The organism is Kushneria marisflavi, assembly GCF_002157205.1.
Classification (GTDB): Bacteria; Pseudomonadota; Gammaproteobacteria; order Pseudomonadales; family Halomonadaceae; genus Kushneria; species Kushneria marisflavi.
Window position 1 is genome coordinate 238,289 of the sequence record NZ_CP021358.1, and the last position, 21,935, is coordinate 260,223.

22 protein-coding genes are annotated in these 21,935 nt (G+C 57.6%); 3 read left to right on the forward strand and 19 right to left on the reverse strand.

All coding sequences use genetic code 11. The features are described from left to right. Positions 1-102 precede the first annotated feature (102 nt). From B9H00_RS01160 to B9H00_RS01175, 4 genes are read right to left on the reverse strand one after another with little or no spacing between them, the layout of a single operon-like run. Complete coding sequence (locus tag B9H00_RS01160; protein ID WP_086901633.1) at positions 103-660, reverse strand: hypoxanthine-guanine phosphoribosyltransferase; 558 nt, start codon at positions 658-660, stop codon at positions 103-105. A 22-nt stretch (positions 661-682) separates the two neighbouring features. Next, positions 683-2,023 carry a mechanosensitive ion channel family protein gene (locus B9H00_RS01165; RefSeq protein ID WP_086899113.1) on the reverse strand — a complete coding sequence of 447 codons (1,341 nt, stop codon included), beginning with the start codon at positions 2,021-2,023 and terminating at the stop codon, positions 683-685. A gap of 12 nt (positions 2,024-2,035) precedes the next feature. Continuing rightward, on the reverse strand, positions 2,036-3,076 hold the full coding sequence (nagZ, locus tag B9H00_RS01170; RefSeq protein ID WP_086899114.1) for a beta-N-acetylhexosaminidase: 1,041 nt from the start codon (positions 3,074-3,076) through the stop codon (positions 2,036-2,038). Continuing rightward, positions 3,073-3,780: a TetR/AcrR family transcriptional regulator gene (locus tag B9H00_RS01175; protein WP_086899115.1), complete on the reverse strand. Its 708-nt coding sequence runs from the start codon at positions 3,778-3,780 to the stop codon at positions 3,073-3,075. The genes nagZ and B9H00_RS01175 overlap by 4 nt, the downstream gene beginning before the upstream one ends. 165 nt (positions 3,781-3,945) lie before the next feature. On the opposite strand from B9H00_RS01175, the gene lexA reads away from it, so the two are divergent. Next, the gene (gene lexA / locus B9H00_RS01180; protein ID WP_086899116.1) at positions 3,946-4,590 is read left to right on the forward strand and encodes a transcriptional repressor LexA; all 645 of its coding nucleotides are present in this window, start codon (positions 3,946-3,948) and stop codon (positions 4,588-4,590) included. A gap of 45 nt (positions 4,591-4,635) precedes the next feature. On the opposite strand, the gene B9H00_RS01185 is transcribed toward lexA, so the two are convergent. The 4 genes from B9H00_RS01185 to topA form a co-directional block, all read right to left on the reverse strand. Next, positions 4,636-5,337: a lipopolysaccharide kinase InaA family protein gene (locus B9H00_RS01185; RefSeq protein ID WP_086899117.1), complete on the reverse strand. Its 702-nt coding sequence runs from the start codon at positions 5,335-5,337 to the stop codon at positions 4,636-4,638. A gap of 89 nt (positions 5,338-5,426) precedes the next feature. Continuing rightward, positions 5,427-5,672: a hypothetical protein gene (locus tag B9H00_RS01190; protein ID WP_086899118.1), complete on the reverse strand. Its 246-nt coding sequence runs from the start codon at positions 5,670-5,672 to the stop codon at positions 5,427-5,429. 89 nt (positions 5,673-5,761) lie between these two features. Next, complete coding sequence (locus B9H00_RS01195) at positions 5,762-6,220, reverse strand: DUF6586 family protein (protein WP_086899119.1); 459 nt, start codon at positions 6,218-6,220, stop codon at positions 5,762-5,764. Further along, positions 6,217-8,886: a type I DNA topoisomerase gene (topA, locus tag B9H00_RS01200; protein ID WP_086899120.1), complete on the reverse strand. Its 2,670-nt coding sequence runs from the start codon at positions 8,884-8,886 to the stop codon at positions 6,217-6,219. The genes B9H00_RS01195 and topA overlap by 4 nt, the downstream gene beginning before the upstream one ends. A gap of 412 nt (positions 8,887-9,298) precedes the next feature. Between topA and pyk the strand changes: the two genes are divergently transcribed. After that, a complete protein-coding gene (pyk, locus tag B9H00_RS01205) occupies positions 9,299-10,768 on the forward strand; it encodes a pyruvate kinase (protein ID WP_086899121.1) in 1,470 nt (489 codons plus the stop codon). 78 nt (positions 10,769-10,846) lie between these two features. On the opposite strand, the gene B9H00_RS01210 is transcribed toward pyk, so the two are convergent. Together B9H00_RS01210 and B9H00_RS01215 are read right to left on the reverse strand one after the other, a co-directional pair. Next, positions 10,847-11,791 carry a DUF429 domain-containing protein gene (locus tag B9H00_RS01210; RefSeq protein WP_147376526.1) on the reverse strand — a complete coding sequence of 315 codons (945 nt, stop codon included), beginning with the start codon at positions 11,789-11,791 and terminating at the stop codon, positions 10,847-10,849. A gap of 5 nt (positions 11,792-11,796) precedes the next feature. Continuing rightward, positions 11,797-12,420 carry an NUDIX hydrolase gene (locus B9H00_RS01215; RefSeq protein WP_086899123.1) on the reverse strand — a complete coding sequence of 208 codons (624 nt, stop codon included), beginning with the start codon at positions 12,418-12,420 and terminating at the stop codon, positions 11,797-11,799. A 141-nt stretch (positions 12,421-12,561) separates the two neighbouring features. On the opposite strand from B9H00_RS01215, the gene B9H00_RS01220 reads away from it, so the two are divergent. Next, the gene (locus B9H00_RS01220) at positions 12,562-13,578 is read left to right on the forward strand and encodes a zinc-binding alcohol dehydrogenase family protein (RefSeq protein WP_086899124.1); all 1,017 of its coding nucleotides are present in this window, start codon (positions 12,562-12,564) and stop codon (positions 13,576-13,578) included. Positions 13,579-13,624: 46 nt separating this feature from the next. Here B9H00_RS01220 and msrQ read toward each other — a convergent pair whose 3' ends face one another. From msrQ to rodA, 9 genes are all read right to left on the reverse strand, one after another. After that, a complete protein-coding gene (msrQ, locus tag B9H00_RS01225; protein ID WP_086899125.1) occupies positions 13,625-14,248 on the reverse strand; it encodes a protein-methionine-sulfoxide reductase heme-binding subunit MsrQ in 624 nt (207 codons plus the stop codon). After that, entirely contained in the window at positions 14,248-15,258 is a 1,011-nt protein-coding gene (msrP, locus tag B9H00_RS01230; protein WP_086901634.1) for a protein-methionine-sulfoxide reductase catalytic subunit MsrP, read from the reverse strand. The genes msrQ and msrP overlap by 1 nt, the downstream gene beginning before the upstream one ends. A 159-nt stretch (positions 15,259-15,417) precedes the next feature. After that, positions 15,418-16,392: a lipoyl synthase gene (gene lipA, locus B9H00_RS01235; protein WP_086899126.1), complete on the reverse strand. Its 975-nt coding sequence runs from the start codon at positions 16,390-16,392 to the stop codon at positions 15,418-15,420. After that, positions 16,392-17,096, reverse strand: coding sequence for a lipoyl(octanoyl) transferase LipB (lipB, locus tag B9H00_RS01240; RefSeq protein ID WP_086899127.1), 705 nt, complete (start codon positions 17,094-17,096; stop codon positions 16,392-16,394). The genes lipA and lipB overlap by 1 nt, the downstream gene beginning before the upstream one ends. Before the next feature lie 50 nt (positions 17,097-17,146). Beyond that, positions 17,147-17,473 carry an HP0495 family protein gene (locus tag B9H00_RS01245; RefSeq protein WP_086899128.1) on the reverse strand — a complete coding sequence of 109 codons (327 nt, stop codon included), beginning with the start codon at positions 17,471-17,473 and terminating at the stop codon, positions 17,147-17,149. Between the two features lie 123 nt (positions 17,474-17,596). Next, on the reverse strand, positions 17,597-18,790 hold the full coding sequence (locus B9H00_RS01250) for a D-alanyl-D-alanine carboxypeptidase family protein (RefSeq protein WP_086899129.1): 1,194 nt from the start codon (positions 18,788-18,790) through the stop codon (positions 17,597-17,599). Positions 18,791-18,815: 25 nt separating this feature from the next. Next, the gene (locus B9H00_RS01255; protein WP_236944326.1) at positions 18,816-19,760 is read right to left on the reverse strand and encodes a septal ring lytic transglycosylase RlpA family protein; all 945 of its coding nucleotides are present in this window, start codon (positions 19,758-19,760) and stop codon (positions 18,816-18,818) included. A 1-nt stretch (position 19,761) separates the two neighbouring features. Then, positions 19,762-20,742 carry a lytic murein transglycosylase B gene (gene mltB, locus B9H00_RS01260; protein WP_236944327.1) on the reverse strand — a complete coding sequence of 327 codons (981 nt, stop codon included), beginning with the start codon at positions 20,740-20,742 and terminating at the stop codon, positions 19,762-19,764. A gap of 56 nt (positions 20,743-20,798) precedes the next feature. Then, entirely contained in the window at positions 20,799-21,935 is a 1,137-nt protein-coding gene (gene rodA / locus B9H00_RS01265) for a rod shape-determining protein RodA (protein ID WP_086901636.1), read from the reverse strand.

Consider the following 21,935-nt stretch of genomic DNA (forward strand, 5'->3'; position numbering starts at 1 on the left):
CACATCGGTCATCAGCCGGTGACCTGGCTGACGGTGGCAAAAAAAGGGCCGGCCTGATGGCCGGCCCTTTTTGGGGTACAGGTAACGACGATCTCTGACGGATCAAAGACCGCGCGGGGCAAAGATGCCCGGTGCGTTGCGCCAGTAGCCCTTGTAGTCCATGCCAAAACCAAAAACGTAGCGGTCCTCGACCTCAAGGCCACAGTAATCCGCCTTGAGATCAGGTACGGCCTTGCGATCATGCATCTTCTCGACCAGTACGGCCGAAGACACACTGGCCGCTCCTGCCTGATGGCAGTATTCAAGGATAGCGGCAAGCGTTGCGCCTTCATCCAGAATATCGTCCACAATCACCACGTGCCGGCCTGCCATCGGAATTTCGGGAGAAACACGCCAGAATAGCTCGCCGCCGCGCAGGCCACCGCGATAGCGTGTGGCATGGAGGTAGTCCACTTCCAGAGGGAAGCCCAGACGGGTCAGCAGGTGGCCGGTCGTGATCAGCCCGCCGTTCATCACGCAATAAAACACCGGCATGCTGTCAGAGAGCGACGTCGTCAATCGGCTGGCCATGTCATCCAGCGCCCTTTCGACGGCAGGAAGGTCAATCAGGCAATCTGCCTCATCCATTAGGACCTTCATGTCGTTGTGATACTGGGCCATCTCGAGGTGACCATCATGGTGTTCAGGCATCGCCATCTGACTCACTGTTCTGTTCGGTATCAAATGGGGCACGCGTCCCCTTGTCCTTTTCCCGCACGCGGCTTGCAGATGCCGACCGGGAATTTTGAGGGTCGCTATCCTGCCGGGAATCCCCCTCGGACTCAAGGTCATCCTGCTTTGACCCATTGCTTAGACGTATCTCGTCAGGCACATAGATCCGGGAGGCGGGCAATGCCAGTTCAGCACCATGCTGATGAATGATGTCGCGCACCTTGAGAAGGATGCGCTGTCGGATTTCGTTATAGCCCTGCCAGTCGACCACATTGCTCAAGGCATAAATCATAAGATTCAGCGAATAGTCACCATACTGGCTGAAGGTCACCGTGATCATCTCATCGCTGTTGATCTCTTCGTCCTGATCGAGCATCTCGCGTATGTCGGTGGTAATCGACTCGATGGCCCCTGCATCCTGATAGCGAATACCGACGTTTTCCCACAGAAGACGGGCCTCCATGCGCGAAGGCGTCTCAATGGTAATCCGGCTGAATGCGGCGTTGGGAACGTAAATGGGCGGCCCGGCGAAGGTACGAATACGGGTCAGACGCCAGCCGATGTCTTCAACGACGCCTTCGATCTCGCGGTCGGGCGAACGTATCCAGTGCCCGACCTGAAAGGGCTTGTCCAGATGAACGACCATGCCGCCAAAGAAGTTGGCCATGACATCGCGGGCAGCAAAACCGATCAGAATCCCGCCAGCGCCGCCTACCGCCAGAAGACTCGATACCGACACTCCGAGCATCTGAAGGCCCATTAACAGCACCAGGATCAGGGTCAGCGCACCCGTAATCTTGGTGATTGCCGAAGCAGAGGTTTGATCTACCGGTTTTGCCCTGGAGTGGGCCGGTGGAAATACCAGTCGCTGTTCGAGACGCTGCATCAGACGCACCTCGACCCAGAATATGATGGCCAGCGTCGAGAGCCCGAAAAAGAGACTGGCATAAAAAGTGACACCGGAGATATCGAACCCCTGAGCCCCCAGGGTGAGTATGGCGCACAGCCCTCCGAGCCATAACCACAATCGCAGCGGCCCGCGAAGCGCATGCACCAGCGCGTCATCCCAACGTCTCGGGCTCTTGTTCAGACGCCGCTCAAGTCGACCCAACAAGAAGGCGCAGATCAGATCAAACAGCAGTACCAGCAGCACGACAAGAATGATCATCAGTACCCAGCCGGGCAGACCAAAATAGCCCGTGGACCACTCCCGTGTACTGTCGAGCAACTGCTGCCAGTAATGGGTGGCTTCCGACCCGCCGGACTGGGAACCGCCCGATGATGAGCCACCACTGCCTGATTGCTGCGCCATTGTATTCTCTCTTCAGGTAGGGAGATTCGCCAGCCGCTCCCTGGTACGGTGCCAGCGCGGCTGCTCCTTCAGCGTTGCAAGATCAACGACGCCACCGGCAAAGCGTAGTCGCTCCAGACGGCACTGTGTTAACGGTTTCTTCATGGATGAATGCAGCGTCTGACGGGCTTCTGCCGCCCCTTCCGGGTCATTACACAGAAGGACAAGATCACATCCGGCCTCCAGCGCCGCCATGACCCTTTCTCCTGGGCCACCGGCCATGGCAGCCCCTTCCATGGAAAGATCATCAGAAACGATCACACCCTCAAAACCGATGTCCTGGCGCAGATATTCCAGCCAGCGCCGCGAAAATCCGGCCGGGCGGTCATCGATTCGGGTAAAACGTATATGAGCCGGCATGATCCCGTTCAGTCGGTCAGACAGCGCTCGAAAGGGAATCAGGTCACGGGATTCGAGCGCCTCGAGCGTGCGTGTGTCTTCCGGCATGACAAGGTGTGAATCGAGCGTGACGCCGCCATGCCCCGGGAAGTGCTTGCCCACACTGGCCATCCCGGCATCGGCCAACCCCTCGATAAAGGCGCCCGCCAAAGCAGTCACATGCTGCGGATCATCAGAGAAGGCACGATTGCCGATGGCCGGGCAGCGGGCATCATCAAGGTCAAGCACTGGCGCAAAGGAGAAATCGACGCCGCAGGCGGCCATTTCCATCGCCAGCAGCCAGCCGGTGTCGCGCGCCAGCTCAAGCGCTTCAGCAGGTGCATCGAGGTAGTACTGTCCCAGACATGCCATGGGAGGCAGGCTGGTCACACCGTTGCGAAGACGCTGAACACGCCCTCCCTCCTGATCAATGCCGATCAGAATATTGGGACGAGCACGCCGGATGTCGTCACACAGCTTTCGCATCTGCTCGGGTGACTCGACGTTGCGCGCAAAAAGGATAATGCCGCCCACGCTGTGGTGAGCCAGCCAGCCTCGCTCGTCATCGCTCAGACATGTGCCTTGAACGTCGCACATGAGCGGCCCAACCGGGGCTGCAGACCGGGAATTCGTCATGAATGTGTTCCTGTTCTGGGATAGCAGGTCACCTGATCGGCGTGCTGAGCCGTCATGGCATTTGAGGCAACCTCCGTCACTGGGGCACGCAGCGCATTCAGGGCGACCGGTTTCAGACGCTGGGCCAGCTCCCGAATCGTGATGCGCTGGTGATAGTCATGCTCGGCGATATCGCGCAGCGTGTTGAGACCGGAAAGTGTAAAAATGACCGACCCCAGCATGAAATGCAGGCGCCAGAAGCGCTCATCGTCGGCCAGCTCGCGAGTGGCCCTCCTGAGAAGCTTCAAAAAGCGCGAAAAGATGTCGCCATAGCGGTTTCGAAGCTCGTCACGCAGATGGCGCTGCGCCTGTGAGTAGGCCAGTCCCAGAAGCTTCATGAAGGTTCTTAAATCATGGCCTTCAGAGGGCATCTCCAGCACGCTGGTAAACAGCGTATCGAGCAGCCCTTCAAGATCGCAGGCGCCTGTCTCGTCTGCCTCAAGCGCATCCAGACGCTGATGCAGATCCGCGCTGAAAGGATCGAGATAGCGGAAGAACACGGCCTGTATCAGCGCCTGTTTGGAGCCAAAGTGGTAATTGACAGCCGCCAGGTTGACCTCGGCTCGACCCGTAATCCGACGAAGCGACGTCTCGGAAAAGCCGTGCTCGGCAAACAGTACTTCGGCCGCATCAAGGATTCGGGTCACGGTATCGGATGGCACCATGGAAAATATCAGTTCTCTTTCATGAAAATAAAACTTACGGGCCAGTGCGTGATGGTATCACCAATGCACGCATTCACCTGCACTTGAGACCGTATCGAAGCGCTTGCATTGATCTGATGACTGGATACAATCACATACTGTATACATCAACAATGGCCATCGCCCATGACACGACCGTTGACCGCACGCCAACAGGCCGTATTCGATTTCATTGCCAGAACCATCAGTGAACTCGGCTACCCCCCCACGCGTGCCGAAATTGCCGGCGCATTGGGCTTTCGCTCGCCCAATGCTGCCGAAGAACATCTGCGTGCCCTGCGCAAGAAGGGCGTCATTGAGATGATTCCGGGTACCTCACGCGGCATCCGTATCACCGCTCATGAACAGGCCGCACAGGAGCAGGAAAGCATCAACGCCGGTCTACCGGTCATCGGGGAAGTCGCTGCCGGCAGCCCGATTCTTGCCGCCGAGCACATTTCACGTTACTGCCCGATGCCAGCCGATTTTTTTAATCCGGGCGCCGACTATCTGCTGCGTGTCCGCGGTCTTTCCATGCGCGACGCTGGTATTCTTGATGGTGATCTGCTGGCGGTGCATCGCACCCATGATGCCCGCGATGGACAGATTGTCGTGGCACGACTGGGAGATGATGTGACGGTCAAACGCTTCAAGCGTCAGGGCAGCATCGTCAGTCTGATTGCCGAAAATCCTGATTTCGAGCCCATCATGATCGACCTGACAAGTCAGAGCCTGGATATAGAGGGCGTAGGCGTTGGGGTCATTCGGGGTGGCGACGGCAACAGCCTTTAAGCCTGCCCCTTTAAAGCGTCAGGTGTGCCTGCGGGCACACCACACCTAACGTATCCTCGGCAACATGAGCCGTTCCCTGTCCAGCGAAATACCCACACGCTGATAGACGTCCATCATCAGGTGGCACTCCTCATCGCGCATTCCCATCGGCCGAGCATCGCCAAAAAGACGGGTTAGATCCCGCATTGCCGCCAGGCGCGCCGATGGCCGACGCTGACACTTCTCCAGATCGACAAGCGCAGTGGCTGCCACGCCCTCTTCACCAAGGCGCACCAGCACTTCCTTGGGATAGAGATGGCCATGTTTATAGCCACTTTGATGCAGCCTGATCAGATTGTCCGCCAGAGCATTAAAGATGGTACTGCGTTGCTCGAGAGAATGGCGGTCCGCAGAAAGCATCGCCTGTAGGCTTTCATAACCGAGGAGCGCCTGCGTCACCATGACCGCCTGCCACCCGCCATCTTCCTTGCGTGCTCTGAAAAAGACCGGTGGCGGCGCATTCACTCCAAGCTTTTGACATCGCTTGAGTCCCTGCCATTCACGCACGGTGGTGGGGCGACCCAGCGGATAACGAAGGCTATGAAAGAGATGGCCCTGCTGAATCTTGACGTAAAAGGCAGGCCCCTGCGGATGTGGCCTGACGAACCGCACGCCGCTAAGGCCGCCCTTGCGCTGATTGGGGGGCTCTACCCATTCTCCCGGTGCCTGCCACCAGAAGTCAAAATCACCCTTTGGGGTCTCTGACATAAGGAATTTATTCCATTTTTTCAGACACAATCGCCTGAAACGCCGATACCTGTCCGTGGACAGGTATCGGCCCGGTCAAGGAAAACGGATCAATGGATGGCGGCAGGCTCGGGAGCATCAATGGCGTCATCGTCATCTGCCAGTACAGAGCGGGAGATTAAATGGTCCAGCATCTCACGAGCGACATCAAAGCGATGGTGGCGCAGCAGCTCCAGCGTTTGCGATGAAAAGCGGATGCTGGCCAGGGGTTCGTTTTTATCATCACTATCAGCGGCTCGCAGCACAAACTGGCCGTCTTCAAGCTCGACAATTTCAAATACGGCCGCTTCAGTCATGCGCCACCTCACTGATCCGATCAGCGAACAACATTAACGCAATATTAAGGACACCTGCGTACGATGTCACGTTTATCAAGGACAAGTCATTACCACTCATAACTGGTTTCACGAAGCCGGGGAAGCAGAGCTCGAAAATCATCAAGGCACTTTGCCAGTTCCCGGGAAAGGGGTGCGCTCTGGCTGGACGCGATCATATTGTCATGACGACGAAGCTGAGCCGCTCCACCTTCGTCATGAAGACGATCCAGCAGTATCAGCAGCCTGGCCAGCCAGCTTTCGGGCTGCGCCATGAGTTCTCGCAACAGCTCGATCTCGGCCACGCGTGCCGGCGGTTCATTCAATACGGTACGCCAGTGCATCGACGGCCAGCGGCAGGTATGGGCAATTTCCCTGATCACGCTTTCAAGGGCCATTTCGAGCATTGAGAGCGCCCCTTCCTCGAGCGCTCGACGTCTGGCATCAGCGTGTTCATCATCACCTGCTGGCTGCTCCAGCAGCAGCATGGCCTGATAAAGCAGCTGATTGGTTCGTCCCTGATGGCTCATGAAGCCTGCTTCCCTGCCTTGCTGCTCTTTTTGGCACCAGTTCCCTTACGATTATCCTCGACCTGCCAGCGACCGCCATCCCACAGCGCCTTCCAACCGGTCGCCTTGCCATCCTCTTCGCTCAACACATACTGACTTTTGGTCTTGCGCGAAAATCGGATCTGCGCCGGATGGCCATCCGGGTCATGATCCGGTGCCTTCAGAAGAAAGTGATACTTCTCCGGCAATGCGTCGGCATGAGGTCTGATTTCGCTGACGAGCGGCGGGCGCGTCTCGCGATTTTTCGGGAACTGACTGGCTGCCAGGAAAAGACCACTAGCGCCATCCCGCAGCACATAATGATCATCCACCTTCTGACAGGCCAGTTCCGGCATCGGGATCGGGTCCATCTTGGGCGGCGCCGGCTCCCCGCTTTTCAAAAGCTTGCGGGTATTTTTACAGTCATCGTTGGTACATGCGAAGTACTTGCCAAAGCGCCCGGTACGAAGCTGCATTTCCGAGCCGCACTTATCGCACTCAATGGTCGGGCCTTCGTAGCCCTTGATGCGAAAGTGACCTTCTTCGATCTCGTAATAGCCATCGTCATCATTGCTGATGTGGATCTTGCGCGTTTCATCGATGAGATAGCTGTCCATCGCCGTACCCGTATTGGGGTTACGGCGCTTGGCGCGCAGGGCATCAGTCTCGGCATTTTCGTCGGCATCCGCCGGCACTGCCTCATCACCGGGCAGCAGATCGATGGTGGTCTTGCAGCGCTCCTTGGGCGGCAGGTTATATCCCGAACAGCCCAGAAACACCCCGGTCGAGGCGATGCGAATCTGCATTGGCCGACCGCAGGTGGGACACTTGATGTCGGTTTCCACCGGCTGATTGGGACGCATGCCCTCCTCGCCCTCGGCATGATCGAGGCGAGCACGAAAATCGCCGTAAAAGCTGTTTAAAAGCTCACGCCAGTCACGCTCACCGTCGGCGACATGATCCAGCTCGTCTTCCATCCGGGCCGTGAATCCGTAGTCCAGCAGGTCCTGAAAGGATTCCGTCAACCGATCGGTAACAATTTCCCCGAGCTTCTCGGCATAGAAACGCCGGCTGTCCAGCTTGACGTAGCCACGCTCCTGAATCGTGGAGATGATGGCCGCATAGGTCGACGGACGACCAATCCCTCGCTTTTCAAGCTCCTTGACCAGACTGGCTTCGGTATAGCGCGCAGTCGGCTTGGTAAAGTGCTGCTTCGGATCGAGCGTTTTGAGTTCGAGACGCTCTCCCTTGCCGATATCCGGCAGCTGCTGATCCTCCTCCTTTCTGGACGAGGGCTTGAGCACACGGGTATAGCCATCAAAGCGCAGCACTCGTCCCCTGGCACGAAGCTCGAAATTCTCGACCTCGATGCTCAGTGTGGTCGACAGATACTGGGCGGGGACCATCTGACAGGCCAGGAACTGGCGCCAGATCAGCTCATAGAGACGTTCAGCATCACGTTCCATGCTGCCCAGATCATCCGCTCGACGGTGAACATCGGTCGGCCTGATCGCCTCATGCGCTTCCTGGGCACCGGCCTTGCTGGAATAAACATTGGGGGTTTCGGGCAGATAGTTGCTGCCCATCTCCGCTTCAACGTAGTCCCGCGCCATGGTGATAGCATCGGCGGAGAGATTGGTCGAATCGGTACGCATGTAGGTAATATAACCGGCCTCATACAGCCGCTGCGCCAGAGTCATGGTCTTTTTGACCGAGAACCCGAGGCGACCACTGGCAGCCTGCTGTAGCGTCGAAGTGATAAAGGGCGCGCCGGGCTTGCTGGAAGTCGGGCGATCTTCTCGACCTGTAATGACGTAGTCGGCCGTTTTCAGAGGCGCAATCAGCGAGGCGGTCTGTGACTCGCTGACCGGTCGGAACACTTCCCCATCGTGGCGCGCCACTTCAAAGCGCACACGGTCACCGCTGCCGGCTTCAAGGTCAGCATGAACGTCCCAGTACTCTTCAGGCGTAAAGGCACGAATCTCGCGCTCGCGCTCGACGATCAGACGCACCGCAACGGACTGAACTCGACCGGCGGAAAGCCCGCGAGCCACCTTGTTCCAGAGCAGCGGCGATACCATGAATCCCACGACCCGATCCAGAAACCGACGGGCCTGCTGGGCATGTACACGGTCAACCTTGAGCTCGCCGGGCGTTTCAAACGCCTGGGCAATGGCATTTTTGGTGATTTCGTTGAACACCACTCGCCGATAGCGCGACTCATCACCGCCAATGGTTTCACGCAAATGCCAGGCGATGGCTTCCCCCTCACGGTCAAGGTCGGTCGCGAGATAAACGGCATCTGCCTTTTCAGCGAGCTTTTTAAGCTCGTCGACCACCTTTTCCTTGCCCGGCAGTATCTCGTAATTCGCCTGCCAGTCATTTTCAGGATCAACGCCCATGCGACGAATCAGCTGATCATGACTCTTGCGCTTTTTATAGACTGCCTTTTCCTCGGCAGACATCTTGCGCGTGGCTGCTGCCTGTCGCGCACGCTCGGAGGGATCAGTGGCATTCTTGCCACTACCACTGGTCGGCAGGTCACGAATATGACCCACACTCGATTTCACGATGAAATCGTTGCCGAGGTACTTGTTGATGGTCTTGGCCTTGGCCGGCGACTCGACGATCACCAGTGACTTGCCCATAGATCTCCGTCTCTTTTGCCGGTCCTGCCGGCACTGTCATGTCAGAAAAGCAGCGTGCGTGAGCGTCCGTTAACCCGGACAGTTTCAGACACCCTGAAAATGCGACTACCCTACCCTGGCCTTATCCATGGCGCCACCGGTTAAAAAACGGTGCACAATAACGACGCCCGATCTCAAACATCGCCACAGCGTTTCATGGCGCATTGAACACCTCGACATTATCCGGGGTCTCATCAAGACTTTACCCCGAGTTTGATCAAGCCTTGCAAGGGCGCTCATCAGCGCTCTGCTGCAAGTCTCGTCAAGGCTTTCTTCAGAGTCTCTCCGGAGACTTTGGCGCATAGCCGTCGCACCCAAAGGGGTGAAGAAGGTATAGTGAATACACTCAGACACCGCATCAGGAGAATGCTTCATGACGAAAGCGACTGCCGGCCCGATTCGCCGCACCAAGATTGTCGCCACCCTTGGCCCTGCCAGTGACAAGGAAGGTGTTCTCGACGCCATGGTGCACGCAGGCGTTGATGTCGTTCGAATCAACTTCTCCCACGGCAGCCCCGAAGACCACCGTCGTCGCGTCGTCGCCGTTCGCGAAGCTGCCAAAAACCAAAAGCGCAATGTGGCCATTCTTGGGGATCTACAGGGACCCAAGATTCGGGTTGCTCGCTTCGCCAATGGCTCGGTCGAACTCGAAAACGGCCAGGACTTTGCCCTCGACGTCAATCTGGGCCGTGATGAAGGTAATGACCACCAGGTCGGCTGTGACTACAAGGAGCTGGCTGACGATGTCAAAAGTGGCGATGTACTGCTGCTCGACGACGGACGTGTCGTACTGGAAGTCAAGCATGTCGAAGGCGGTCGCATCGAATGTACCGTCAAGGTGGGGGGCAAGCTCTCCAATAACAAGGGCATCAACAAGCAGGGTGGCGGTCTTTCGGCAGCAGCACTGACCGACAAGGATCGCGAAGACATGAAAACCGCGATTGACCTGGAAGTCGATTTTCTGGCGGTTTCCTTCCCCCGCTCCGGTGCCGACATGCAGCTGGCACGCGACCTGCTGGGCGAAGCCGGCAAGAACATTGCCCTTGTCGCCAAGGTTGAGCGCGCTGAGGCAGTCGCCAATGAAGCCACGCTTGATGAAATCATCATCGCCTCTGACGCCGTTATGGTCGCCCGCGGCGATCTTGGCGTGGAAATCGGTGATGCGCAGCTGATTGGTGTTCAAAAGCGCATGATTGCCCGCGCCCGTACGCTTAACCGTGCGGTCATTACGGCTACGCAGATGATGGAATCGATGATCGAGTCCCCGCTGCCGACGCGCGCTGAAGTCTTTGACGTGGCCAATGCGGTGCTTGATGGTACCGACGCGGTCATGCTCTCTGCTGAAACCGCGGCCGGCAGCTATCCGGTCGAAACCATTGAAGCCATGGACCGCTGCTGCATGGGCGCCGAGCGCGAGCGCGCGGCTCAGGAATCCAAGCACCGCATGGCCGATGAGTTCCATCGCATCGATGAAACCGTAGCCCTGTCTGCCATGTACGCTGCCAACCATCTGGAAGGCGTGGCCGCCATTGCCTGCCTGACCGAGACCGGCTATACACCGCTGATCGCCTCGCGTATCCGCTCCGGCCTGCCGATCGTGGCACTGTCGTCACACCCGCGGACACTGCGTCGCATGGCACTCTACCGCGGTGTCTCTGCCATCGAGTTCAATACTGATGACATGCCCAATGCCGAAGTCAACCAGCGCGCCGTTTCCGAGCTTGAAAAACGTGGGCTGGCCAACCCTGGCGACTACGTCATCCTGACGCGCGGCGATCACGTCAGTGCCCAGGGCGGCACCAACGCCATGAAGATTGTTCAGGTCGGTGAACACATCGGCTGATCGAGCTTTTCGAGATTGTTCTGCAACATCAAAAAGGCCTTCATCTGAAGGCCTTTTTTTTGGATAGCCAAGTGCTTTTCAGGACGTTGGCGTCTCATCCGGACACCATCCCAGGATCCACCCCTCGATATGCCTCGCCATGGGTGATAGAGCCGATGATGCCGGTAACTGCCCCTCCACGACTGCGATCATCATCACAAGCCCCAGCATGGCGTCAAATGCGTCCTCCCCATCGGCTCGCTCGCCGAAACCGGATTCAAGCCATGCCCTTGCGGGCGTCTCCCATGCCACCGGCAGCCCGGTCCCCAATAGACGACGGCAAACCTCCAGACGGTCTGACTGTCTACGTTTGCTCTGACGTCCCGACAGTTCTGCGCCCATGAGGCGAGCCGCCAGCGTCGGCCAGGTTTCGCAGAGGATGCAGCGATGCGACACGGCCAGTGAGGCCAGCTCACCATCAAAGGGCCAGAGTGCAGCACCCTGCCCCACCGCAGGTCTAATAACGTCCTGCCAGCCGACCTGGGCGGCCTTGCCCACCTGATTGGCCCCCAGCGTCCAGAACAGCGGACAGGGTTGGCGCCCCAACATGTCACGCTCGCATTGCCGACGCAGCGCGTCGAAGCTTTCAACGCCCAGGGCCTGCGTCAGATCCGACTGCCGCATCCCCTTTCCGGCCCGCCGAGGGTAAAAGGGACGCGTCAGTGAAATCTCGTCACGAGTGGCAGCGGTATCGAAAAAGTGCTGCCATTGCGGTGTTTCCAGCGTTTCCAGCCACTGCCTGAAATCGGTCACATTGACCTGTCTGGCCCATTGCCCGGGCACCCCGATGGGAAAATCAAATCCGGCCAGCGTTGCGCCCTGTGAGGGCGCCATCAAAACGCTTTCACACCAGGCGCGGCTATTATCGATGCAAACCGGTGCGCTGATCTGCCATAGACCGTTGAAACGCCGAGCCTGCGTGTACCAGCGCTTTGAGGGCGACAGACTCCAGTCGGCATGGAGCAGACGATCAATGTCGATCAAGGCCATCAGTCGCTATAGATGCCAGCAGCGCCGGACGAGGCAAAGGCCCAGCACTCATGAATGTCCACAGGCAGCGTTCGCCCCTCGGACAAGGGCGGTAGATCGTCCAGTGCAAAAAAGTCCGCCGCATCCGTTTCGTTATTGGGCATGAACTCGCCGCCGTCATGCGTGCAGACATAAAAGAGCTTGTAGATATGATCCGGTGAATAGTGGGCGTAAGGGTGCAGACTTCGATCCTTGAGCATGGCCAGCCGCGGCTGGCTGGCCCGATGCCCGGACTCCTCAATGATCTCCTTGAGCACATTGGCGCTGGGGCTTTCATTAACATCCGCCCAGCCCCCGGGTAGCGTCCAGAGCCCGTCCTTGATTTCGCGAACCAGCAGCACGCGGCCCTGGTCATCAAATACCGCACCGCGCACATCCACCTTGGGCGTGGCATACCCTCGGTCGGGAATGATCAGATTTTCGATTTTTTCGATGGGTACATCACCCAGCACGGCAAACATCTGATTGGTCAGCGTTTCCAGCTGCTTGTAGCGTTCAAGCTCATACTTGTTGTCGGTATAGGTCTGCCCGGTCTGGGCGATGGATCTGAGTGCCTTTGCAAAAGCCAACCAGTCATGCGTCATGCCATTTCTCTCCTGCTTTTCATCATGCCCGTATCACCACAAGCACAGCGACTGGCATTGGCTGTCATCATGGTCCAGATTAATGGCTGATAGTCTAGTGGATGACGCATGTGCATGCGTTCGTTAATCAAGGGAGAGACCATGAAAGCCATTGCCACACGAGGCGCCAGCGACATCAATGCGCCCGGGGCCTTTGAAGCCATCGACATCGAGCGCCCTGCGCCGACAGGCGAGGACGTTCTGGTCCGCATTGAAGCCATCTCGGTCAATCCGGTAGATACCAAGATTCGAGCCGGCGCGCTGGGCGAACTCGGTGAGCCCACCATACTGGGCTGGGATGCCACGGGCATTGTCGAGGCACTTGGAGAGCGGGTCAGCGAACTGGCCGTCGGCGAGCGCATCTATTACTCGGGCGAGGTCAATCGTCCCGGCTGCAACGCCGAGTATCAACTGATTGACTCGCGTCTGGTCGCCCGTGCCCCACAGACGCTGGATATCGAAGAAATTGCCGCCATGCCGCTGACGGCGTTGACAGCCTGGGAGGCACTGTTTGACAAGCTGCGCCTGGCGCAGGACACCGGAGACCATGGCGACCAGACACTTTTGATCATCAACGGTGCCGGCGGTGTCGGCTCGATTGCCATTCAGCTTGCGCGTCAACTGACCGGCATCCGCGTGATAACCACGGCATCACGCGAACAATCGCGACAGTGGTGCCTTGAAATGGGCGCACATGACGTGGTCGATCATCATGATCTGATCAACGAGCTTAAACGGCTTGATCTGGAAGAAGTCGACTACATCTTCAACTGCCATGATATTGGCGTGCACTGGGACAACATGGTTTCCCTGATCAAGCCGCTCGGGGAGATCGTGGCCATTGCCGAAACGAAGCAGCAGGTGGATCTCAACGCCCTGCAGGGCAAGGCCGCCAGCTTCCACTGGGAGTTCATGTTTGCCCGCCCCCTGCATGATGTGCAACGCGAGCAACAGGGGGCTGCACTGGCGACCATGGCTCGAATGCTTGATGAAGGCCGACTGCGCAGCACACTGGGAGAAATCGTCGGGCCGCTTAACGTCGAGAATCTGACCCGTGCCCATCAGATGCTGGAAGACGGTCACACCATTGGCAAACTGGTACTGACGGCGATGAAATAACGCCTTCCTGCCCTGTAAAAAAACGCCGGCTCACAGCCGGCGTTTTTCATGATGTGCGGGGGGCTCGGCGAGTACTCCCACGCCTAGGGACTATCCTGCCCAGCGCGCGAGAAATGACGGGGATACGAAGCAGCATCAATACGACACCTGCCAGAGCGTAGCCGCTCCACTGCGCCATATCGGCGCGGACCACCCAGAAAAAATGTAAAAGCACCAGGGCGAGCGCGATATACGCCAGCCGATGCAGAAACTTCCAGCGCTTGCCCAGACGCTTCATCGAATAGCGATTGGACGTTACCGCCAGCGCCAGCAGCATCAAAAGTGCTGCAAAACCCACAATGATATAGGGCCTGCGCTGCAGATCTTCCCCAAGCGCCGAGAAATCGAGCCCCAGTATAAACAGCAGGTAGCTGGTCAGGTGCAGTACACCGTAGGTGAAGCTCCAAAGACCCAACTGACGGCGAATGAGTGCAAACCCTTTCCAGCGGGTCAGTTTCATGAGCGGCGTCAGACTCAGCGTCAGCAGCAGTAGAATCAGCGCACACTGCCCAAAGTTGAGCAGCAGGTACTGCCCGGGTTCAGGACCGGCCTGACCTGAAGCGACCTGCCACGCCCACCAGAGAAAGGGCAGCAGTGCCGCCACGAACACACTACATCGCCAGAGTCGCATCAGAAATATTTCCGCAGATCCATGCCCTTGTAGAGAGACGCGACCTCGTCTCCATACCCGTTAAACATTTGCGTATCGATCATGTTGGGGCTGAACAGGCTATTGGGCAGACGTCGCTCACGTGCCTGACTCCAGCGCGGATGATCCACGTCCGGATTCACGTTGGAGTAGAAGCCGTATTCATTGGCATTGATGGTGGGCCAGGCCGTGGGCGGCTGCTCCCTGACCAGAGAAATACGCACAATCGACTTGATGCTCTTGAAACCATATTTCCATGGCACCACCAGCCGTACGGGCGCGCCATTCTGGTTGGGCAGAATTCGCCCATACATGCCAACACTCAGAATGGTGAGCGGATGCATGGCCTCATCCATGCGCAGCCCTTCCTGATAGGGCCAGTCGATCAGCCCAAAACGGGAACGCTGGCCTGGCATTTCCTCGGGTCGCATCAGGGTCTGAAAACGCACGTACCTTGCATCGCTGGTTGGCTCGGCACGCTTGAGAATGGCCGACAGCGGCACGCCCAGCCAGGGAATGACCATCGACCAGGCCTCGACGCAGCGCAACCTGTAGATACGCTCTTCAAGCTGCTGCTCACCCAGCAGCTGGTTCATGTCCAGCGTTCCAGGTCTGGCCACTTCGCCATCGATCTCGATGGTCCAGGGTTCGGTTGTCATCGCCCCCGCATGCTTGTAGGGGTCATCCTTACTGGTGCCAAACTCGAAAAAGTTGTTGTAGTGCGTGGCATCATTGAACGGCGTGAGCTTGTCGTTTTCCCCGGCCGCAACCGCCTTCCAGTGTGTATTGTCGAGTCGCGAGGCAAACCAGTCAGGGCGACTGCCCTGCTCGACATCATCATATTCGGACGCTGCCCAGACACTGCGTGGCAATGCGGCGGCCATACCCAGTCCTGCCACGCCTGCCATGAAGTGGCGGCGCGCATGATAGACCGACTCTGATGTCACTTCGTTTTCACCGATATGGTGACGCTTTCGTGTCCTGATCAGCATGGCACCCTCCACTTGACGATCGTTATGGTTACTGACCGTTACATCGGGAAATAGTTTCAGACCTGCAGGCAGCATACACCAGGACATGAAACGACAACGCCCGGCAGTGCCGGGCGTAACAGACAGAACATGACCATGAGTGCGGGTCCTGAAAAGAAATCAGGACACCTTTTCACCATGTGCCTGCTTGTCGGCATGATAGCTTGAGCGCACCAGCGGACCGGACGCGACGTGCTTGAAGCCCATCTCATGACCCTTTTCGGCAAACCAGGCAAAGGTATCCGGATGTACCCAGCGGTCGACCGGCAAGTGGTTACGTGACGGCTGCATGTACTGGCCAAGCGTCAGCATGTCGACATTATGCGCACGAAGATCACGCATGACTTCGATGACTTCTTCATCTGTTTCGCCAACGCCCAGCATCAGCCCCGATTTGGTCAGCACTTCAGGGCGAACTTCCTTGTAGCGCTTGAGCAGATCCAGTGACCACTGATAGTCCGCGCCTGGACGAACGCGTCGATACAGCGACGGTACCGTCTCGAGATTGTGATTAAACACATCCGGCGGCTCCTGACGCATGATATCGATCGCCTTGTCCATGCGGCCACGAAAGTCGGGTACCAGCACTTCGATTTCAAGATCGGGATTGCGCTTACGAATTTCTTCAATGCAATTATTGAAATGCTGCGCCCCGCCGTCACGAAGGTCATCACGGTCCACAGAAGTGATCACGACATACTTCAGCCGCATTTCCGCGATGGCTTCTGCCAGTTCACGCGGCTCGTCTTCATTGAGCGCATTGGGACGACCGTGTGCCACATCACAGAAGGGGCAGCGGCGCGTGCAGATATCGCCCATGATCATGAAGGTGGCCGTACCGCCATTGAAGCACTCCCCGAGATTGGGGCAGGACGCTTCTTCGCAGACCGTGACCAGCTTGTGTCGGCGCAGGGTTTCCTTGATGCGGGTCACCTCTTTCGAGATGGGCATGCGCACCTTGAGCCAGCTCGGCTTGGTCGGCAGGGTCTCGGTCGGGATGACCTTGACCGGAATACGGGAAACCTTGTCGGCGCCGCGCAGCTTGACGCCTTTTTCGGCCCGTTGTTTGGGGGTGGTAGCAGTCGTCTCGGTCATCAGTTTGATCCTGTTACTCGAGAAATGTGGGTCAGCACCCCGGGTGCATTCACCATGTTCTGAAGCTCGGGGTTGCCGAGTTCAGCGGCAAAGGCTCCGAGCAATCCTTGTGCTTCATGCGCCATGTCCGGTGGTTGAGACAGAAGATCGCGAAGCTGTGTCATTCTGAGCCCTGCATAACCGCAGGGATTGATATGGTCAAAGGGCGAAAGATCCATATCGATATTAAAGGCAATGCCGTGAAAGCTGCTGCCTCGTCGAATGCGAAGTCCGAGCGAGGCAATCTTGGCCCCATCCACATAGACTCCCGGCGCATCCGACCTTGAGCAGGCATTGATGCCATGTTCGCTCAGCACACGAATAACGGCATTTTCAAGGGCATCCACCATTGCCCGCACCCCAATGCGGCGCCGTTTGACATCAATCAGCGGGTACATGACCAGCTGACCGGGGCCATGATAGGTGACCTGCCCACCGCGGTCACTCTGGACCAGCGGAATATCGCTTGAACGCAATAGATGCTCAGGTTTGCCGGCACGCCCCTGAGTAAAGACGGGGAAATGCTCCACAAGCCAGATCTGATCCTGCGTCGTGGCCGTGCGCTCGTCGGTGAAGCGGCGCATCGCCTCCCAGATCGTTGTGTAATCACAGGTTCCCAGACGATATACGCCAATGGGCTGATCATCCAGGCTTGTATCACTCATCAATACTACCTCGGGGAGTGCTGGCGAAAGCGCGTTTCAGTGGCGCAGCATCAAAGAACCATCTGAACTCGACCGGTCGCCTTGAGCGCCACGAACAGGTCGTTGAGCTGCTCTTCGCCGGTGGCGTAGATGGTGACATGCAGGGAACGGTACTTGCCGTTGCGGCTATCGCGATGCGTTACCCTTGAGCGATCCAGATCCGGCGAGAAACGCTCCACGATATCAAGCATGTCTTGATCGAACTCAACGTCGTTGTTTCCCACGATCTTGATGGCGTAATCACAGGGAAACTCGATTTTCGGCGCCTCCGGGGCCTTGTTGTCATCACCTGGCGACGACAGGATAGCAGCAGGCTTTTGAGATGAAGGCCTAGACATGATAAACCTCTTGATCATTGCAGGGCGGGAGTACGCCCGATTGCCTGCCATTTTACTTAAAAAGGGGGGATTCGTCAGCCGAATCCCCCCTTTTTGGTCATGAGACTGTCTGGTCTTCAGATCCTAGAACAGACCCTGAACAAACTTCAGAAGGCCATCCCAGAGACGCTTGAACAGACCGCCCTGCTCAATGCTTTCCAGTGCTACCAACGGCTGTTCGTCAATAACCTCGTCATTTTGAACGATCTGAACGGTACCATACTGCTGGCCGGCCTGAATGGGCGCCTGCAGATCGCCATTGATGTTGATGCGGTTGGACAGTCCCTCTTCATTCTGTTTGGAAGCCGTCAGATAGACATCGTTGGCCACGCCGAAGGAGCCTTCGTCCTGAGTACCGCCCCAGACGCGTGCTGTCGTGAGTTCCTGACCAGCGTCATAGACTTTCTGGGTCTGGAAGTATCGAAAACCGTAGCTCAGAAGCTTCTGGGTTTCCTGAGACCGGGCCTCTTCCGAGTTGGTGCCCATGACTGCCGCAATCAGGCGGGTGTCGCTTTGCAGTGCGGAAGCCACCAGGCAGTAGCCGGCTTCGTCGGTATGACCGGTCTTCAGGCCATCAACCGATTTGTCACGCCACAGCAGCAGATTACGGTTGGGCTGCTTGATGCCGTTCCAGGTGAAATACTTCTCGGCATACAGCGAATAATGATCGGGGAAATCATTAATGATATGACGCGCGATAATGGCCATATCATGTGCTGACGAGTAGTGCCCCGGGTCCGGCAGACCGGTCGGGTTCATGAAATGCGTGTTCTGCAGACCCATCTGACGGGCATGTTCGTTCATCAGATCGGCAAACGAAGACTGGCTACCGGCAATATGTTCTGCCATGGCCACCGTGGCATCGTTGCCCGACTGCACCACGATCCCCTGCATCAGATCCTTGACCGGCACATTGCTGTTCACCTTGACGAACATGCGTGAGCCACCGGTCTGCCAGGCCTCCTTGCTGATGCGAACTTCATCGTCGGGCGACATGTTGCCGCTTTCGATTTCACTTTCGGCAATGTAGGCCGTCATCATCTTGGTCAGACTGGCCGGCGGTACGCGCTCGTCGGCATCATGTTCGACCAGAACACGGCCGGACTTCGCATCCATCAGCACCCAGGATTTCGCAGCAAGGCCGGGCGGAGAAGGGATGAAGCTGGAGGGGGATGGACCATCGGATGCCATCGCGGGCGCCGCCGTCAGCGTCAGCGCCAGTGAGGAAAACGCGACAAGGTGGCGCCAACGGCATACGTTTACTGCAAAAAGGGTCATATTGCCTTTCTCTGTTTGCTTGTATTCAGTCCGAGCCAGTTACCTGATGTAGCTGGTCATAGCCTGCCTCATGCAGTTCGGACCTGACTGATTCCACCATGATCGGATCATCGAGCGGGCCCACCTGTACCCGATGCATGGCGGCATGTCGTGTTACCCGAACCGGCCTTGAAAGACGCGCTTCGAGTCTGTCCCTGAGTGCCTGAGCGTGCTCATCCGATCCCAGTGCAGCAACCTGCAGATAGACAACGCTATTTGCGTCATTGCGACCGGCAACAGGTGCGGGCTGCTGCGTCGAGGAGACAGCCGCCTCCTGCGGCGCAGACGTCTGCATTCTTGATGCCCCCGGAGAGTGATCGGTGTGCGCCGCAACCTGCTGACTATTGTTATGTCGAGCCTGCCATTGACGCGGGTCGATGGCGGTGACCCGTACTCTGGCAGTGCCAGCGCCGAGCATATCCAGTCGAGACGCTGCTGCATAGGAGAGATCAATCAAACGGTCGTCATGAAACGGCCCGCGATCATTGACCCGAACAATGACAGAGCGGTCGTTCGCCAGATTGGTCACCCGGGCAAAGGTCGGCAATGGCAGGGAACGGTGCGCCGCCGACATGGTGTACATATCATACTGCTCGCCGTTGGCCGTATCGTAGCCCTGAAATTTCTGGCCGTAGAACGAAGCGCGTCCCGTCTGAGTATATCCCTTGCTTGAAGAGAGCACGTGATAGCGCTTGCCCAGTACCTGATAGGTGGACTGATTGCCGCTGCGCGATAACGGCTCTACGCGAGGAACGGCATCCGGCACGTTCGACACATCTACCTGACGGTCGGGATAGGCATCCCGGGACATGGCATAACGCCCGCCTCCCCCGCCACCGCCGCTGGCACAGCCGGCCACAAGCGTCACCGCGATCATCAGCACGGCCGAACGCCAGGCGTTTGAGGGCAGGAAGAGACTTGTGAACAACACGCTAACTCTCCCGCTGAAGCGCAGCCTGAATCTGCTCGGCCAGCGTCGTGACCGCCATCGCATAGAGATGGCTATGGTTATAGCGCGTAATGACGTAGAAATTATGCAGCCCGAACAGATAATCGTTATGGCCGTCGGCATAGTCCAGCGCCAGCGGAATCACCTCTTCATCCTCAGGAATGGCGATGTCGGCCACAACCCCCTTTTTCTGGAGATCGGCGACACGCATATAGGGCGGTTTTGCCTGATTGAAATCGATGTCTTCGGGTTTTTCCGAAGTGTTCAGATGTGCCGCTACCGTCAGTGGCCGACCGGGACGCCAGCCGTGTTCGGCAAAGTAGTTGGCCACGCTGCCGATGGCATCCACCGGCTCCTTCCAGAGATCCTTGATGCCATCGTCGTTGAAATCGACCGCGTAGGCCTGGTAGCTGCTGGGCATGAACTGGGGCAGCCCCATGGCACCGGCATAAGACCCCTTGAGTTCCAGCGGGTCGAGGCCCTGCTCACTGGTCAGCGTCAGGAAGGACTCCAGCTCACGGCCGAAGAAATCACTACGAGGCGGGTAGTCAAAGGCCAGCGTGGTCAGCGCATCGATGACGCGATAGCTGCCTGTATTGCCCCCATACCATGTTTCCACACCGATGATGGCCGCAATGATCTCGCGCGGCACGCCGTATTCCTGCTCGGCGCGTGCCATAGCATCACGATGGTCACGGATAAAATCAACACCACCAGCAATCCGCTCGGGCTTGATGAAGATGTTGCGATACTGATCCCAGCGCAGATGCCGCTCGGCCGGTTTTGAAATGGCATCGATGATCTTTTGCTGACGGCTGGCCTGGTCGAGCGCGGCAGTCAGCTCCCGTCGATCAAGCCCTGACTCGGCCAGCCTGTCGACCATGGCACGCGCCTGATCATTGGTACTCGGGGCATATTCGCCCGCTGCATTGACCAGAGGCGAAACGGCCAGCAGCATTGCCATGGCCCAGCGCCATCTTTTACCTGAAGGACATCGATCCGGCTTCATCCCGATTCTCTTTAGCGTGGCGTGATCTTGTGGTGAGTAAAAACGGCCATCAGCATACCGAAGCCGGCCATCAGGGTCACGCTGGCTGTACCGCCATAGCTGATCAACGGCAATGGCACCCCAACGACCGGCAGTACGCCACTGACCATGCCAACGTTGACGAAGACATACACGAAAAAGGTCAGAATCAGGCTGCCTCCCAGCAATCGGCCAAAGGTGTCATGCGCCTGGTTGGCCATGTAAAGACCTCGCCATATCAGCAGCAAATAACAACTCATCAGGACGACCATACCAATCAGACCGAACTCTTCTCCCAGCACCGCCACGATAAAATCAGTATGGCGTTCGGGCAGAAACTCAAGCTGTGACTGCGTTCCCTGCATCCAGCCCTTGCCATGAATGCCTCCCGAACCGATGGCCGTCTTGGACTGAATAATGTTCCAGCCGGCGCCCAGAGGATCGCTCTCCGGATTCAAAAACGTCAGCACCCGCTGTCGCTGATACTGATGCATGTTGAACCATAAAAGCGGCATGGCCGCGATCCCAAGCCCTGCACACACGGCAATAAAGCGCCAGGAAAGCCCGGCCAGCAGTATCACGAAAACCGCGGAAGCCGTGACCAGCATGGAAGTCCCAAGGTCAGGCTGGTTGGCGATCAACCCCACCGGTAGCCCCATCAACAACAGACAGACCATCAGATCCAGCCATCCGGGCGGGAGTACCCGTCTCGACAGATAAGCGGCAATGGTCATTGGCATGGCGAGCTTCATGAGCTCGGAAGGCTGAAAACGAATCAAGCCGGGAATGGTTAGCCAGCGCTGGGCGCCCATGGCGTGCGTTCCGATGACATCCACGGCCACCAGCATCAGGGTCACCACGACATAAAAAAACCAGGCAAAGCGTTGCATGGTGCGCGGCGAAAACTGCGCGATCAAAAGCATGATCAAAAAGGCGGCACAGAATCGAAGTGCCTGAGCTTCCACCAGATGGGTCGACTCTCCGCCGGCGCTGTACAGTACAATCAAACCACCCGTCACGATGGTCAACAGCGCCAGCAACAGCCACGGATCAAGATGCAGGGTGCGCCAGCTCAGACGCTGGTAGTGTCGACGGCTACGGCGGTAAACCCGCTGCCAGTAGTCGATCAT

Excerpts from the sequence above, each read along its gene's own strand:
- B9H00_RS01160 (WP_086901633.1), bottom strand. The coding sequence starts at position 660 with ATGGCCCAGTATCACAACGACATGAAGGTCCTAATGGATGAGGCAGAT.
- B9H00_RS01165 (WP_086899113.1), bottom strand. The coding sequence starts at position 2,023 with ATGGCGCAGCAATCAGGCAGTGGTGGCTCATCATCGGGCGGTTCCCAG.
- nagZ (WP_086899114.1), bottom strand. The coding sequence starts at position 3,076 with ATGACGAATTCCCGGTCTGCAGCCCCGGTTGGGCCGCTCATGTGCGAC.
- B9H00_RS01175 (WP_086899115.1), bottom strand. The coding sequence starts at position 3,780 with ATGGTGCCATCCGATACCGTGACCCGAATCCTTGATGCGGCCGAAGTA.
- lexA (WP_086899116.1), top strand. The coding sequence starts at position 3,946 with ATGACACGACCGTTGACCGCACGCCAACAGGCCGTATTCGATTTCATT.
- B9H00_RS01185 (WP_086899117.1), bottom strand. The coding sequence starts at position 5,337 with ATGTCAGAGACCCCAAAGGGTGATTTTGACTTCTGGTGGCAGGCACCG.
- B9H00_RS01190 (WP_086899118.1), bottom strand. The coding sequence starts at position 5,672 with ATGACTGAAGCGGCCGTATTTGAAATTGTCGAGCTTGAAGACGGCCAG.
- B9H00_RS01195 (WP_086899119.1), bottom strand. The coding sequence starts at position 6,220 with ATGAGCCATCAGGGACGAACCAATCAGCTGCTTTATCAGGCCATGCTG.
- topA (WP_086899120.1), bottom strand. The coding sequence starts at position 8,886 with ATGGGCAAGTCACTGGTGATCGTCGAGTCGCCGGCCAAGGCCAAGACC.
- pyk (WP_086899121.1), top strand. The coding sequence starts at position 9,299 with ATGACGAAAGCGACTGCCGGCCCGATTCGCCGCACCAAGATTGTCGCC.
- B9H00_RS01215 (WP_086899123.1), bottom strand. The coding sequence starts at position 12,420 with ATGACGCATGACTGGTTGGCTTTTGCAAAGGCACTCAGATCCATCGCC.
- B9H00_RS01220 (WP_086899124.1), top strand. The coding sequence starts at position 12,562 with ATGAAAGCCATTGCCACACGAGGCGCCAGCGACATCAATGCGCCCGGG.
- msrQ (WP_086899125.1), bottom strand. The coding sequence starts at position 14,248 with ATGCGACTCTGGCGATGTAGTGTGTTCGTGGCGGCACTGCTGCCCTTT.
- msrP (WP_086901634.1), bottom strand. The coding sequence starts at position 15,258 with ATGCTGATCAGGACACGAAAGCGTCACCATATCGGTGAAAACGAAGTG.
- lipA (WP_086899126.1), bottom strand. The coding sequence starts at position 16,392 with ATGACCGAGACGACTGCTACCACCCCCAAACAACGGGCCGAAAAAGGC.
- lipB (WP_086899127.1), bottom strand. The coding sequence starts at position 17,096 with ATGAGTGATACAAGCCTGGATGATCAGCCCATTGGCGTATATCGTCTG.
- B9H00_RS01245 (WP_086899128.1), bottom strand. The coding sequence starts at position 17,473 with ATGTCTAGGCCTTCATCTCAAAAGCCTGCTGCTATCCTGTCGTCGCCA.
- B9H00_RS01250 (WP_086899129.1), bottom strand. The coding sequence starts at position 18,790 with ATGACCCTTTTTGCAGTAAACGTATGCCGTTGGCGCCACCTTGTCGCG.
- mltB (WP_236944327.1), bottom strand. The coding sequence starts at position 20,742 with ATGGCAATGCTGCTGGCCGTTTCGCCTCTGGTCAATGCAGCGGGCGAA.
- rodA (WP_086901636.1), bottom strand. The coding sequence starts at position 21,935 with ATGATCGACTACTGGCAGCGGGTTTACCGCCGTAGCCGTCGACACTAC.